The following is a 13,320-nucleotide window of genomic DNA, read 5'->3' on the forward strand; positions in this document are numbered from 1 at the left end:
GGCGGAGTCTAAAGGAGTCCGCACGCATGGAACAACGCCCGGCATGGCACCGGGGTTCCTGGCCACCTGAGCCTTTGCGCCCTCAGCCCCCGAACAGGTCCTGCTGGGCCCCGCCGCCCGCGGCCGCCGGAGGCGGGGTGAGACCGAGGTGCGCCCATGCCGCCGGGGTGGCGACGCGGCCGCGGGGAGTGCGGGCGAGCAGCCCCTCGCGTACGAGGAAGGGCTCGGCGACCTCCTCGACCGTCTCCCGCTCCTCGCCCACCGCGACGGCGAGGGTGGACAGGCCGACCGGGCCGCCGCCGAAGAGTTTGAGCAGCGCGCCGAGCACCGCCCGGTCGAGCCGGTCGAGGCCGCGCTCGTCGACCTCGTAGACGGCGAGGGCCGCCGCGGCGATCTCCTGGGTGATCGCCCCGTCCGCCTTGACCTGCGCGTAGTCCCGGACCCTGCGCAGCAGCCGGTTGGCGATCCGGGGGGTGCCGCGGGAGCGTCCGGCGATCTCCGCGGCGCCCGCGCCGTCGACCCGCACGTCGAGCAGTCCGGCCGAGCGGTGGACGACCCGGTGCAGCTCGGCGGGCTCGTAGAACTCCATGTGCGCGGTGAAGCCGAAGCGGTCGCGCAGCGGCGGGGGCAGCAGTCCGGCCCGGGTGGTGGCGCCGACCAGGGTGAACGGCGGCAGTTCGAGGGGGATGGCGGTGGCGCCCGGGCCCTTGCCGACGATCACGTCGACACGGAAGTCCTCCATGGCCATGTAGAGCATCTCCTCGGCCGGGCGGGACATCCGGTGGATCTCGTCGAGGAAGAGGACCTCGCCCTCCTGGAGGGAGGAGAGGATCGCGGCGAGGTCGCCCGCGTGCTGGATGGCCGGGCCGCTGGTGATGCGGATCGGGGCGCCCATCTCGGCGGCGATGATCATGGAGAGGGTGGTCTTGCCGAGCCCGGGGGCGCCGGAGAGCAGGACGTGGTCGGCGGTGGCGCCGCGCTGCCGGGCGGCCCGCAGGACGAGGTCGAGCTGCTCACGCACCCGCTCCTGGCCGACGAACTCGCCGAGGGACTTGGGGCGCAGGGCCGCCTCGACGGCCTGGTCCTCGCCGTCGGCGTCGGCGCCGACGAGCCGGGCCTCGGCGCTGTCCTCGGCGGCGTCAGAGGTGTCGTCCCAGTTCACGGGTGGTGGCCTCGCGGGGTCGGGGCGGTCGGGGCCGCCGGTGTGCGTGGGGGTGCGGGGGTACGCGGGAGGGGTGCCCCCGGGGCGCGGGGCGTCAACTGTGCCCCGGGAATTTCCCCACTTCGGGGGAGCGCGGTGCCCGCCGCCCGCTCATCGGGTCCGGTTCAGGGTCTGCAGGGCCGCCTTGAGCAGCGGGCCGATCTGCGGTGCGCCGCCGCCGCTCTCGGCCTGCGGGGCGACCGCGGCCACCGCCTCGTCGGCCTCGCGGGTGGCGTAGCCGAGGCCGATCAGGGCGGCGTGCAGCTGGTCCTGCCAGCCCGCGGTGACCGGGGCGCCCACCGCGGGGCCGGTGCCGAGCGGGGCGCCGAGCCGGTCCTTCAGCTCCAGGAGCAGCTTCTGCGCCCCCTTCTTGCCGATGCCGGGGACCGCGGTCAGCGCCTTCTCGTCGGCAGTGGCGACGGCGCGGCGCAGGGCGTCGGGGCTGTGCACGGCGAGCATGGCCTGGGCGAGCCGGGGCCCGACCCCGCTCGCGGTCTGGAGCAGTTCGAAGGTGGACCGCTCGTCGTCGTCGGCGAAGCCGTAGAGGGTGAGCGAGTCCTCGCGGACGACGAGGGAGGTGGCGAGCCTGGCCTGCTGGCCGAGGCGGAGCGCGGACAGGGTGCCGGGGGTGCACTGCACCGCCATGCCGATGCCGCCGACCTCGACCACGGCGCTGTCGGGGGCGAGCGCGGCCACCGGGCCGCTGACGAAGGCGATCATCGCCTGACCTTTCGTACGGACGCGGGGGCGGGCGCGCGGCGGGCGGCGGCCTGGGCCTCGGCGAGCCGGTTCTGCGCGGGCGCGCGCCAGATGTGGCAGATGGCGAGGGCGAGGGCGTCGGCGGCATCCGCGGGCTTCGGCGGGGCGGCGAGGCGCAGGAGCCGGGTGACCATGGCGCCGACCTGGGCCTTGTCGGCGCGGCCGTTCCCGGTGACGGCGGCCTTCACCTCGCTCGGGGTGTGCAGGGCCACCGGCAGTCCGCGGCGGGCCGCGCAGAGCATGGCGACCGCGCTGGCCTGGGCGGTGCCCATCACGGTGCGGACGTTGTGCTGGCTGAACACCCGCTCCACGGCGACGAGTTCGGGCCGGTGCTCGTCCAGCCACTCCTCGATGCCGCGCTCGATCGCGACCAGCCGCAGCGGGGTGTCCACCTCGGCGGGGGTGCGCACCACGCCGACGCCGAGCATGGTCAGGGGCCGGCCCGCGGCGCCCTCCACGACGCCGACGCCGCACCGGGTGAGCCCCGGGTCCACGCCGAGTACCCGCATGCCGCCCCCTTCCCTCGCTCAACTGTTTGTGCAGGCTATCGGCTTGGTCCGACAATGGCCGCGCCGACGCCCCCGGCGGGCGCCCGAGGTGCCGACACCCGGGGCCCCGGCACGCGCGAACGGGCCGCCGGGGTGTTCCCCGCCGGCCCGCTGCGCTGCGCCGAGTTGAGCCGCCGTCAGGCGTCGACCTTGGCCATGACCTCGTCGGAGACGTCGAAGTTGGCGAAGACGTTCTGCACGTCGTCGCTGTCCTCCAGGGCGTCGATCAGCTTGAAGATCTTGCGCGCGCCCTCCTCCTCCAGCTCGACCTGCATGGTCGGGACGAAGTTGGCGTCGGCGGAGTCGTAGTCGATCCCGGCCTCCTGGAGCGCGGTGCGGACCGCGACCAGGTCGGTGGCCTCGCTGATCACCTCGAAGGACTCGCCGAGGTCGTTGACCTCCTCGGCCCCCGCGTCCAGGACGGCGCCGAGCACGTCGTCCTCGCCGAGCTCGCCCTTGGGGACGATCACGACGCCCTTGCGGTGGAAGAGGTACGCGACGGAGCCGGGGTCGGCCATGCTGCCGCCGTTGCGGGTCATGGCGACGCGGACGTCGGAGGCGGCGCGGTTGCGGTTGTCGGTCAGGCACTCGATGAGCACCGCGACACCGTTGGGGCCGTACCCCTCGTACATGATCGTCTCGTAGTCGGCGCCGCCCGCTTCGAGGCCGGCGCCGCGCTTGACCGCGGAGTCGATGTTCTTGTTGGGGACCGACTGCTTCTTGGCCTTCTGGATGGCGTCGAAGAGGGTCGGGTTGCCGTCGATATCGGCGCCGCCGGTGCGCGCGGCGACCTCGATGTTCTTGATCAGCTTCGCGAAGAGCTTGCCGCGCTTGGCGTCGATCACGGCCTTCTTGTGCTTCGTCGTGGCCCATTTAGAGTGGCCGGACATCTGCCTGTCTCCTTCGCGTAACCCGTCTCCGTACGAACTCCCCCGGAACTGCGGGAGTCCGGAGGGTACCGCCAAAGATCCTACAAGGATCCGGGGCGGCCCCGCCCCGCGCGGTGCGGGCGGGGTGCGGCCGCCTTTCAGCCCGCCGCGCGCACCAGGTCCGCGAAGAGCCCGTGCAGGCGGTGGTCGCCGGTCAGCTCCGGGTGGAAGGAGGTGGCCAGCGCGTTGCCCTGGCGTACCGCGACGATGTGGCCGCCGTGTTCGGCGAGCACCTCGGCGCCCGCGCCCACCGACTCCACCCAGGGGGCGCGGATGAAGACGCCGTGCACCGGATCGGCCAAGCCCTTGACCTCGACGGCCGCCTCGAAGGACTCGTTCTGCCTGCCGAAGGCGTTGCGGCGGACGATCATGTCGATGCCGCCGAGGGTCTCCTGGCCGGACCTCGGGTCGAGGATCTTGTCGGCGAGCAGGATCATCCCGGCGCAGGTGCCGTAGACGGGCAGCCCGGAGCGGATCCGCTCGCGCAGCGGATCGAGCAGGCCGAAGAGCACGGCCAGCTTGGAGATGGTGGTGGACTCGCCGCCGGGCAGGACGAGCCCGTCCACCGCCGCGAGTTCCTCGGGGCGCCGCACCGGCCTCGCCGCCGCGCCCGCGGCGGCGAGGGCCGTGCAGTGCTCCCGTACGTCGCCCTGGAGTGCCAGGACGCCGATGACGGGTGTGCTGCTCATCGGGGGTGCCTCACCAGCCGCGGTTGGCGTAGCGCTCGGCCTCGGGGAGGGTGTCGCAGTTGATGCCGACCATGGCCTCGCCGAGGTCGCGGGAGGCCTCCGCGATGATCTTCGGGTCGTCGTAGAAGGTGGTGGCCTTCACGATGGCCGCGGCGCGCTTGGCCGGGTCGCCCGACTTGAAGATGCCGGAGCCGACGAAGACGCCCTCGGCGCCGAGCTGGCGCATCAGCGCGGCGTCCGCCGGGGTGGCCACACCGCCCGCGGAGAAGAGGACGACGGGCAGCTTGCCCAGCTCGGCGACCTCCTTGACCAGCTCGTAGGGGGCGCGCAGCTCCTTGGCGGCGGCGAAGAGCTCGTTGTTGTCGAGGGCGCGCAACCGGCCGATCTCGTTCTTGATCTGGCGCAGGTGGCGGACCGCCTCGACGACGTTGCCGGTGCCGGCCTCGCCCTTGGAGCGGATCATCGCGGCGCCCTCGGCGATCCGGCGCAGCGCCTCGCCCAGGTTGGTGGCACCGCAGACGAAGGGGGTGGTGAAGGCCCACTTGTCGGAGTGGTTGACCTCGTCGGCCGGGGTGAGCACCTCGGACTCGTCGATGTAGTCGACCCCGAGGGACTGCAGGACCTGCGCCTCGACGAAGTGGCCGATCCGGGACTTGGCCATCACCGGGATGGAGACGGCGCCGATGATGCCCTCGATCATGTCCGGGTCGGACATCCGGGCCACTCCCCCGTCCTTGCGGATGTCGGCGGGCACCCGCTCCAGGGCCATGACGGCGACGGCACCCGCGTCCTCGGCGATCTTCGCCTGCTCCGGGGTGACGACGTCCATGATCACGCCGCCCTTCAGCTGCTCGGCCATGCCTCGCTTGACGCGGGCGGTGCCGGTCTGCGGCGTCTCGGCGGTGGTGTGCGGGAGCGTGCTGGACACAGGGGACCTCGCTGGGGGAAGGAAGGCTGTTGCAGGCTTGAGGAAACCCCGGTGAAGCAGGCCACAGCAAGGGCCAATGAACAGCCGGTGGATCGTTTTGGCCCCTGGCGTGAAGACGTTCGCGTACGTGCGGGGGCGGGTCCCCGCACTCGTACGAGGGATTGGTGAACTCCCGCGGGTGGCCGCGCGGACCTGGGCTGACGGCGGCCGGGGGCCGCTCGGCCGCGGGTGGCGGGTCCGCCGGGGCCGGTCCGGTCAGCCGGTGGCCCGGTCGGCGAGGGCCTCCGGCGGCTCGTCGTCCATCTCGAAGGCGAGCGGGAAGGGGGCGTGCCCGGCGAGGCGGAACCAGCGGACCTTGCGGTGCCGGCGCAGCGCCCGGGCCGCGCGGACCGCGTCGTTGTGGAAGCGGCGGGCCATCGGCACCCGGCGGACCGCCTGCGCCAGCTCCTCCGCGGCCGCCACCCCGCCCGGCGCCTCGCGGACCGCCTCCACCTGGGGCGCGTCGCCGAAGACCGCCCGCAGCGCCTGGCTCAGCTCGCTCTCGGCGACCTCGCGGTGCTCCTCCTCGGCCTGCCGGGCGGCGTGCGCGGCCTCGTAGAGCACGATCGACGCGGCCGGGTCGAGCACCCCGGAGGTGGCGAGCTCCTGGGCGACCGAGGCGCGGCGCAGGAGCTGGGCGTCGAGGGCGGCGCGGGTGGCGTCGATACGGGCGTGCAGCCGGTCGAGGCGGCCCGCGGTCCAGCTCAGGTAGAGGCCGATCGCGAACAGGGCGACCGCGATCCAGATCAGGGTGGGTGTCACGGGCGAAGGCTACCGGGCGGCGGCCGGACCGCCGCCGCACCCGAGCGCGCACGGGTCTCGGCCGGACGCGAGCAAGCACGGGCCGCGACCGGACCCGGCTCCCGCAGGCGAGGACGCCCGGGGCACGGCGGGACTCAACTCCCCGTGCGCGCCGACGAGTTGCTCAAAGCCACGACCGGGCAGGCGAGTCGGCGAGGTCAGGCCGGGGCGCGGCGACGAGTGGGACCCGGCTCCTCAGCTGCGCGCGAGGCCGAAGCGCTGGCGCAGGCCCGGGCGGTCGTCGGTGGCGACCGAGGCGGCGCCGTCGGTCACGGTCTCGTAGACGGCGAGGATGTCCGCGCCCACCGTCGACCAGTCGAAGCGGCGCACATGGGCGCTGCCGCGCTCGCGCAGCTCCGCCCGGCGGGCCGGGTCGCCGAGCAGCCGTACCGCGGCCCCGGCGAGCGCCTCGGCGTCCTCGTTCGCGAAGATCTCGCCCGCGGCGCCCCGGTCGAGGACCTGGACGAAGGCGTCGAGGTCGCTGCCGAGCACCGGCGCCCCGGCCGACATCGCCTCGACGAGGATGATCCCGAAGCTCTCGCCGCCGGTGTTGGGCGCCACGTACAGATCGACGCTGCGCAGCAGCCGGGCCTTGTCCTCGTCGCTGACCATGCCGAGGAACTCCACCCGCTCCCGCATCCCGGCGGGCAGCGCGGCGACCGCCTCCTCCTCATCGCCGCGGCCCGCGACCAGCAGCCGGGCGTCGGGGCGCGCGCGCAGGATCGAGGGCAGCGCCCGCATCAGGACCGGCAGTCCCTTGCGGGGCTCGTCGATGCGGCCGATGAAGCCGATGGTGCCGCCGGTGTCCCGCTCGGCGGCCGGGGTCCCCCACTCGGGGCGCGGCTCGGCTCCGGCGAAGAAGTCGACGTCCACGCCGTTGGGGATGACCACGGCGTCCCCGCCGAGGTGCTCCACCAGGGTGCGCCGGGCGTACTCGCTCACCGCGATCCGGGCGCTGATCTTCTCCAGGGCCGCCTGCAGGATCGGGTAAGCCGCGATCATGGCGCGCGAGCGCGGGTTGGAGGTGTGGAAGGTGGCCACGATCGGGCCCTGCGCCGCCCAGCAGGTCAGCAGGCCGAGCGAGGGCGAGGCGGGCTCGTGGATGTGGATGACGTCGAAGGTGCCGTCGTGCAGCCAGCGGCGCACCCGGGCCGCGGACAGGAAGCCGAAGTTGAGCCGGGCCACCGAGCCGTTGTAGGGCACCGGCACGGCGCGGCCCGCGGAGACCACGTAGCGCGGCAGCGGTGTCTCGTCGTCGGCGGGGGCGAGCACCGAGACCTCGTGGCCGAGGGCGATGAGGTGCTCGGCGAGGTCGCGGATGTGGAACTGGACGCCGCCCGGCACGTCCCAGGAGTACGGGCAGACGATCCCGATCCTCACGGGCTCTCCCGGCGGGGTTCGAGGTCGGCGAGCCAGAGCCGCTGGAGCATGTGCCAGTCCTCGGGGTGGTCGGCGATACCCGCGGCGAAGACGTCCGCGAGCGCCTGGGTCATCGCGGCCGTCTTCTCCGCGCGGCTGCCGTCGGCGGGCACCTCGACCGCCGGGTGCACCCGGCCCCGCATCACGGGTGAGTCGTCGTACCAGAGGGTGACCGGCAGCAGCAGCGCCCCGGTCTGCTGGGCGAGGGCCGCGGGCCCGGCGGGCATCCGCGCGGTCTCGCCGAAGAAGTCGACGTCCACCCCGGAGGCCGAGAGGTCCCGGTCGGCGACCAGGCAGACCAGGCCGCCCGCGCGCAGCCGCCGGGCGAGGGTGCCGAAGGCGGCGCCGCCGGTGTGCGGGAGGACCTCCATGCCGAGGCTCTCCCGGTAGGCGACGAAGCGGTCGTAGAGCGTCTCGGGGCGCAGCCGCTCGGCGACGGTGGCGAAGGGCACCCCGAGCGCGGTGGTGACCCAGGCGCCCGCGAGGTCCCAGTTGGCCAGGTGCGGCAGGGCGAGGACGACGCCCCTGCCCGCGTCGAGGCCGTCGGTGAGGTGGTGCAGGTCCTTCGGGTCGAAGCCGGTGCGCCGGCGCTCCTCGCTCCAGGCGGGCAGCCGGAAGGACTCCATCCAGTAGCGCAGATACGAGCGCATCCCGGCCCGGGAGAGCGCGGCGAGCTGCTCGGGCCCGGCGTCCGGCACCACCCGGGCGAGGTTGGCCTCCAGGCGCAGGATGCTCTTGCCGCGCCGCTTCCACGCGGTGTCCGCGAGGGTCTGCCCGAGGCGGACCGCGAGGGGTTCGGGGAGCTGCTTCACGGCGCCCCAGCCGAGCCCGTAGAGGGTGTCGGTGAGCCGCTCCTGCGCGGTGCTCACGACCTGGCCTCGCTCTCCTCGGCGGCAGCGGTGGCGTCGGCCTCGGCGGCTTCCCTGCGGACGGTGACCACCCGCTGGACGAGGGTGACCAGGCTGCCCAGGGCCACGATCCACAGCGCGATCGGCAGCAGCCACTGGATGCCGGGCACCCCGAACTTGTGCAGCCCCGCGAATCCGGCGGCCACCAGCGAGATCACCAGCCGCTCGGCACGCTCCACCAGTCCGTTGACCGCCACCGGCAGCCCGATCGCCTCGCCGCGTGCCTTGGTGTACGAGACCACCTGGCCGCTCGCCAGGCAGAAGATGCTCACCGCGCAGAGCACGATGTCGTCGCCCCCGGCCGCGTACCAGAGCGCCAGGCCGCCGAAGATCGCGCCGTCCGCGACCCGGTCGAGCGTGGAGTCGAGGAAGGCGCCCCAGCGGCTGGAGCGGCCGAGCTGGCGGGCCATGTTGCCGTCGACGAGGTCCGAGAAGACGAACAGCGTGATGACGACGGTGCCCCAGAAGAACTCGCCCATCGGGTAGAAGACCAGCGCGCCCGCCATCACCCCGGCGGTGCCGAGCAGGGTCACCGTGTCGGGGCTGACCCCGCGGCGGATGAGGAACGAGGCGAACGGCGTGAGGACACGCGTGAAGAATGCACGCGCGTACTTGTTCAGCATGGCCTTCCCGGGGGTTCGATGCGCCGCCGGCCCCTGCTGGCCACCGGCGCGCCCATCGTAGTCATGTCAAGGGGGGTGCCGCCGACGGGCCGGGGCGGCCCCCGCCGCCGTGCGTATGGACGCGGGGCGGCGGCGGTGCAAAGCTCGAAGGACCGCGGGCGTCGCCGGAGCCGCTCCCGCACCGGTCCGCGCGCCGACGTCCCCCGCGACCTCACCGCGCACGGAAACCGGGAGGCACGCCATGGGCGCCCGCTCGCACACCCCCTCCGGAGCCGCCGGCAGAGCACCGTCGGCCGGCCCGCCCTCGTCCCTGCGGAACGTCGTGCTGGTCGGCCACAGCGGAGCCGGGAAGACCACCCTGGTGGAGGCCCTGGCGCTGAGCACCGGGGCGGTCAACCGGGCGGGACGGGTCGAGGACGGCACCTGCGTCTCCGACCACGACGAGATCGAGCACCGCCAGCACCGCTCCGTACAGCTCTCGCTGGTGCCGCTCGGCTGGGACGGACTGAAGATCAATCTCCTGGACACCCCCGGATACGCCGATTTCGTGGGCGAGTTGAGGGCCGGTCTGCGGGCGGCGGACGCGGCCCTCTTCGTCGTCTCGGCGGCCGAGGGCGCGGAGGGCGTCGCCGGGGCGACCCGGCTGGTCTGGGAGGAGTGCGCGGCCGTCGGGATGCCGCGCGCCATCGTCCTCACCCACCTGGAGAGCGCCCGGGCCGGCTTCGAGGAGATGACCCGGATCTGCGCCGAGGTCCTCGGCGGCGAGGACCCCGACGCCGTCCTCCCGCTCTACCTGCCGCGGTACGGCACCGAGGCCCCGGACGGCCACGCGCCCGTCACCGGCCTCGTCGGACTGCTCTCGGGGCGCCTGTTCGACTACTCCTCCGGCGAGCGGGTGGAGTCCGAACCGGAGCCCGGGCAGCTGCCGCTGATCGAGGAGGCCCGCAACCGCCTGATCGAGGGGATCATCGCCGAGAGCGAGGACGAGACCCTCATGGACCGCTATCTCGCGGGCGAGCCGATCGACGCCAAGACCCTGGTCCAGGACCTGGAGCGGGCCGTCGCCCGGGGCACCTTCCACCCGGTGCTCGCCGCCGCCCCCGCGGCCCCCGGCGCCCGCCAGGGCCTCGGCACCGTCGAACTCCTGGAACTGGTCTCCGGCGGCTTCCCCACCCCACCGGAGCGCACCGTGCCCCCCGTCACCACGATCTCCGGCAGCCCGCGCGAGGAGCTGCGCTGCGACCCCGGGGGCCCGCTGGTGGCCGAGGTGGTGCGCACCGCCTCGGACCCGTACGTCGGGCGGATGTCCCTGGTCCGCGTCTTCTCCGGCACCCTGCGCCCCGACGAGACGGTGCATGTCTGCGGCCACGGCCTCGCCGACCGCGGGCACGAGGACCACGACGTGGACGAGCGGGTCGGCGCGCTCTCGGTGCCCTTCGGCAAACAGCAGCGGGTGGTGTCCGAGTGCGGCGCCGGGGACCTGGCCTGCGTCGCCCGCCTCAGCCGGGCGGAGACCGGGGACACCCTCTCGGACCGGGCGGACCCGCTGCTCATGGCGCCCTGGCGGATGCCCGATCCGATGCTGCCGGTCGCGGTCGAGGCGCACGGCAAGTCCGACGAGGACAAGCTCTCCCAGGGGCTGGCCCGGCTCGTCGCCGAGGACCCGACGATGCGGCTCGAACACAATCCGGACACCGGCCAGGTGGTCCTGTGGTGTCTGGGCGAGGCGCACGCGGGCGTGGCCCTGGAACGCCTGCGCAGCCGCTACGGGGTGCAGGTCGACGTGGTCGGGCACCGGGTCGCGCTGCGGGAGACCTTCGCCGGGCGGGCCGCGGGCCGGGGCCGCCATGTGAAGCAGTCCGGCGGGCACGGGCAGTACGCGATCTGCGAGATCGAGGTGGAGCCGCTGCCCGGCGGCACCGGCGTCGAGTTCGTGGACCGGGTGGTGGGCGGCGCGGTGCCCCGGCAGTTCATCCCCTCGGTGGAGAAGGGCGTCCGCGCCCAGGCCGAACGCGGCTTCGGCGGCGGGCACCCGCTGGTGGACGTACGGGTGACCCTGGTCGACGGCAAGGCGCACTCGGTGGACTCCTCCGACGCCGCCTTCCAGACCGCGGGCGCCCTCGCGCTGCGCGAGGCCGCCCAGGAGACCCGGCGGCACCTCCTGGAGCCGGTGGCCGAGGTGGCGGTGCGAGTGGCCGACGAGTTCGTGGGCACCGTGCTCAGCGACCTCTCCTCCCGCCGCGGCCGGGTCCTCGGCACCGAACAGGCCCCGGGCGCCCGCACCCTGGTCCGCGCCGAGGTGCCCGAGCTGGAGATCGAGCGGTACGCCGTGGACCTGCGCGCGCTCACCCACGGCACCGCCCGCTTCTCGCGGGCGTATGTCCGGCACGAGCCGATGCCGGAGCAGGTGGCGGCCCGGCTGCGGGAGGAGCGGCGGGAACCGGCGTAGTCCGCGCCGCGGCCCGCTCCCGACCGGGACGGGCCGCGGCCGCGCCCCAACTCCCTTCGCGGGCACGGCACTTCACCGCGGCGGAAAACCGGTGCCCGGCCTTCCGCCGCCACCTGACGAATCGCGACGGGCCCGATACGCTGAGCACCTGATCAAGACCGTGACCTGAGCAACAGGTGTGCCGGGCAGCGAAGTCGGGAAAATGCCGCAGCAGCGAATGCGGTGGCGATGGGGGCGGGCAGTGTCGGACGGATTCGATTTCTCGCCGGGAGCGCAGGTCCCGCTCTCCGGTGCGGCCGGACAGACCGCGGCGACCCAGGCCCTGGCCTCGGCCGCGTACCGCGACCGGCCCGTGGAGGAGATCCTCAAAGCGGACAACGAATGGCACCAGTCCAAGGTGAGCGCGGGCCGGCTGTCGCTGCTCAAGCCGAACCTCGGGGAGGCCTTCGCGCGGGCCGTGCAGGACCGCATGCTCGGCGGGGCCAGGAAGCCGCTCATCCAGTCCTTCGGGATAGACCCGCAGGCCGTGGTCGAGCACTGCCTGGCCGCCATCCGCATCCGCAAGGAGCGCGACACCTGGCTGACCGCGGTGATGGCCCTGTGCGGGCTGATCTTCCTGCCCGGACTCGTGTTCTGGCTGCTCGTCTTCCAGATCCGCCGCATGGTGGACCGCACCGACAACAAGCGCGCCTCCGGCCTCGCCACCACCGTCCTCGTGGTCGGCGGCATCCTCGCCGTGCTCTTCGTGCTGAAGACGCCCTTCGACGGCTTCTGGGCCTGGTACACCCGGGCCGCCGTGATCGCGCCCGTACTCGGCTGGTTCTGGGCCAAGCGGATCTGCGAGCGCACCGCCCAGGACCTCTTCACCCGCTGGGAGAGCCTGCTCTCCGGCGGCGGCCTCGGCGCCAAGATCCCGGAGGCGGTGCCCACCGACCCCAATGAGACCGCCGCCGAGCGCCTGCGCCAGGGCCTCGCCCGGCTCACCGCCGAGCAGCACTCCAACTCCGTCTTCTACGCGGGCCCCAAGGGCATCCTGGGCATGGGCACCCGCTGGGGCAGCTGGCACCTCGCCGAGGACCTGGTGCCCAAGGACCCCGACAAGGAGATCCACCCCTTCCGCAGCTGGGACGTGATCCGCGCCATCCACGACCAGCTGCGGATGCTGGAGCGCGGACCGCTGCACACCGGCGGCTTCCCCAAGCCCTCCATCCGGCACTGGATCGTCACCCCCGTCGGGGAGAACGCGGGGGCGGTGGCCCGGCCCACCGGCACCGACGTCGACGCCTTCCAGATCAAGCAGCACGAGATCCAGCGGATCTGCAACGAGCAGCAGTTCGGCAGCGGCGACCGGCACTACCTGGGTGTGCAGTTCACCCTCTGGGACGGCCAGTTGGTGATCACCATGCTGATCACCGTCACCGTGCTGCACGAGACCCTGCGCATCGAGGTCACCGGTCACGCCCTCGGCCCGGTGAACTCCCTCTTCACCACCAAGCCCTCGCCGAAGACCAAGCAGGTCTCCAAGGCGATCCGCTTCTGGGAGACCACCACCAAGAAGCTGCCGCTCATCGAGACCGACGAGGTGGTACGCCTCGCCGCCCGCGCCCCCTTCACCTGGTACCCCCCGCTGCTGGACTTCCTCGGCGGCAAGCTGACGCTGCCCGAGCCCTTCGGCCTGCGGCACGCCTGGGCCGACCAGCCCTGGCGGCACCGCTTCATGGCCGACGACGCGCTGCGCGCGGCCACCCCGGTCCTGCGGGTGGTCCACGCGGCGGCGATCAAGGTCCTGGACGAGAACGGCGTGGACACGACGCGCTTCGGCTCCCGCTCGATGGCGCTCAGCGGCTCGGTGCAGGATGCCACGCCGAAGAAGGCGGATCTGTACGACGCGTGAGGGGTGGGGGTGTTGGGGGCATCGGGGGCGTCTGCGGTGTCGGGGGGCTGAAGTTGTTGGGGCCGCTGGGCATCAACTGACTGGTGACAGCTGACGGATGACGGATGACAGTATCTGTTATCCGTCATCTGTT

General features: G+C 73.6%; 12 protein-coding genes. 2 read left to right on the forward strand and 10 right to left on the reverse strand.

Going from position 1 to position 13,320, the window contains the following annotated elements; genetic code table 11:
* Positions 1-82: 82 nt before the first annotated feature.
* From ruvB to pgsA, 10 genes are all read right to left on the reverse strand, one after another.
* Positions 83-1,162 (reverse strand): Holliday junction branch migration DNA helicase RuvB, encoded by a 1,080-nt coding sequence (gene ruvB / locus HFV08_RS22705; protein WP_168541861.1) that lies wholly within the window; start codon positions 1,160-1,162, stop codon positions 83-85.
* Between the two features lie 150 nt (positions 1,163-1,312).
* Positions 1,313-1,921 carry a Holliday junction branch migration protein RuvA gene (ruvA, locus tag HFV08_RS22710; protein WP_168541863.1) on the reverse strand — a complete coding sequence of 203 codons (609 nt, stop codon included), beginning with the start codon at positions 1,919-1,921 and terminating at the stop codon, positions 1,313-1,315.
* On the reverse strand, positions 1,918-2,469 hold the full coding sequence (gene ruvC / locus HFV08_RS22715; RefSeq protein WP_168541865.1) for a crossover junction endodeoxyribonuclease RuvC: 552 nt from the start codon (positions 2,467-2,469) through the stop codon (positions 1,918-1,920). The genes ruvA and ruvC overlap by 4 nt, the downstream gene beginning before the upstream one ends.
* 176 nt (positions 2,470-2,645) lie before the next feature.
* Positions 2,646-3,398, reverse strand: coding sequence for a YebC/PmpR family DNA-binding transcriptional regulator (locus HFV08_RS22720; RefSeq protein ID WP_040255072.1), 753 nt, complete (start codon positions 3,396-3,398; stop codon positions 2,646-2,648).
* Between the two features lie 137 nt (positions 3,399-3,535).
* Positions 3,536-4,126, reverse strand: a complete 591-nt coding sequence (pdxT, locus tag HFV08_RS22725; protein WP_168541867.1) for a pyridoxal 5'-phosphate synthase glutaminase subunit PdxT — start codon at positions 4,124-4,126, stop codon at positions 3,536-3,538.
* A 10-nt stretch (positions 4,127-4,136) separates the two neighbouring features.
* Positions 4,137-5,054: a pyridoxal 5'-phosphate synthase lyase subunit PdxS gene (gene pdxS / locus HFV08_RS22730; protein ID WP_040255070.1), complete on the reverse strand. Its 918-nt coding sequence runs from the start codon at positions 5,052-5,054 to the stop codon at positions 4,137-4,139.
* Positions 5,055-5,309: 255 nt separating this feature from the next.
* Positions 5,310-5,855 (reverse strand): LemA family protein, encoded by a 546-nt coding sequence (locus HFV08_RS22735; protein ID WP_040255069.1) that lies wholly within the window; start codon positions 5,853-5,855, stop codon positions 5,310-5,312.
* Between the two features lie 234 nt (positions 5,856-6,089).
* Positions 6,090-7,274, reverse strand: coding sequence for a glycosyltransferase family 4 protein (locus HFV08_RS22740; RefSeq protein ID WP_168541869.1), 1,185 nt, complete (start codon positions 7,272-7,274; stop codon positions 6,090-6,092).
* Positions 7,271-8,182 carry a phosphatidylinositol mannoside acyltransferase gene (locus HFV08_RS22745; protein WP_168541871.1) on the reverse strand — a complete coding sequence of 304 codons (912 nt, stop codon included), beginning with the start codon at positions 8,180-8,182 and terminating at the stop codon, positions 7,271-7,273. Before HFV08_RS22745 ends, HFV08_RS22740 begins: the two co-directional genes overlap by 4 nt.
* Positions 8,179-8,844: a phosphatidylinositol phosphate synthase gene (gene pgsA / locus HFV08_RS22750; protein ID WP_168541873.1), complete on the reverse strand. Its 666-nt coding sequence runs from the start codon at positions 8,842-8,844 to the stop codon at positions 8,179-8,181. Before pgsA ends, HFV08_RS22745 begins: the two co-directional genes overlap by 4 nt.
* Positions 8,845-9,085: 241 nt before the next feature.
* Between pgsA and HFV08_RS22755 the strand changes: the two genes are divergently transcribed.
* Entirely contained in the window at positions 9,086-11,293 is a 2,208-nt protein-coding gene (locus HFV08_RS22755; protein WP_168541875.1) for an elongation factor G-like protein EF-G2, read from the forward strand.
* Positions 11,294-11,510: 217 nt separating this feature from the next.
* Positions 11,511-13,187: an AbeC-like domain-containing protein gene (locus HFV08_RS22760; RefSeq protein WP_168541949.1), complete on the forward strand. Its 1,677-nt coding sequence runs from the start codon at positions 11,511-11,513 to the stop codon at positions 13,185-13,187.
* The last annotated feature ends 133 nt before the right edge of the window (positions 13,188-13,320 follow it).

This window comes from Streptomyces physcomitrii (genome assembly GCF_012273655.1).
Classification (GTDB): domain Bacteria; phylum Actinomycetota; class Actinomycetes; order Streptomycetales; family Streptomycetaceae; genus Streptomyces; species Streptomyces physcomitrii.

What these genes read in the sequence shown, in the direction of transcription:
- ruvA (WP_168541863.1), bottom strand. Translation starts at nt 1,921, where the DNA reads ATGATCGCCTTCGTCAGCGGCCCGGTGGCCGCGCTCGCCCCCGACAGC.
- ruvC (WP_168541865.1), bottom strand. Translation starts at nt 2,469, where the DNA reads ATGCGGGTACTCGGCGTGGACCCGGGGCTCACCCGGTGCGGCGTCGGC.
- HFV08_RS22720 (WP_040255072.1), bottom strand. Translation starts at nt 3,398, where the DNA reads ATGTCCGGCCACTCTAAATGGGCCACGACGAAGCACAAGAAGGCCGTG.
- pdxT (WP_168541867.1), bottom strand. Translation starts at nt 4,126, where the DNA reads ATGAGCAGCACACCCGTCATCGGCGTCCTGGCACTCCAGGGCGACGTA.
- pgsA (WP_168541873.1), bottom strand. Translation starts at nt 8,844, where the DNA reads ATGCTGAACAAGTACGCGCGTGCATTCTTCACGCGTGTCCTCACGCCG.
- HFV08_RS22755 (WP_168541875.1), top strand. Translation starts at nt 9,086, where the DNA reads ATGGGCGCCCGCTCGCACACCCCCTCCGGAGCCGCCGGCAGAGCACCG.
- HFV08_RS22760 (WP_168541949.1), top strand. Translation starts at nt 11,511, where the DNA reads ATGCGGTGGCGATGGGGGCGGGCAGTGTCGGACGGATTCGATTTCTCG.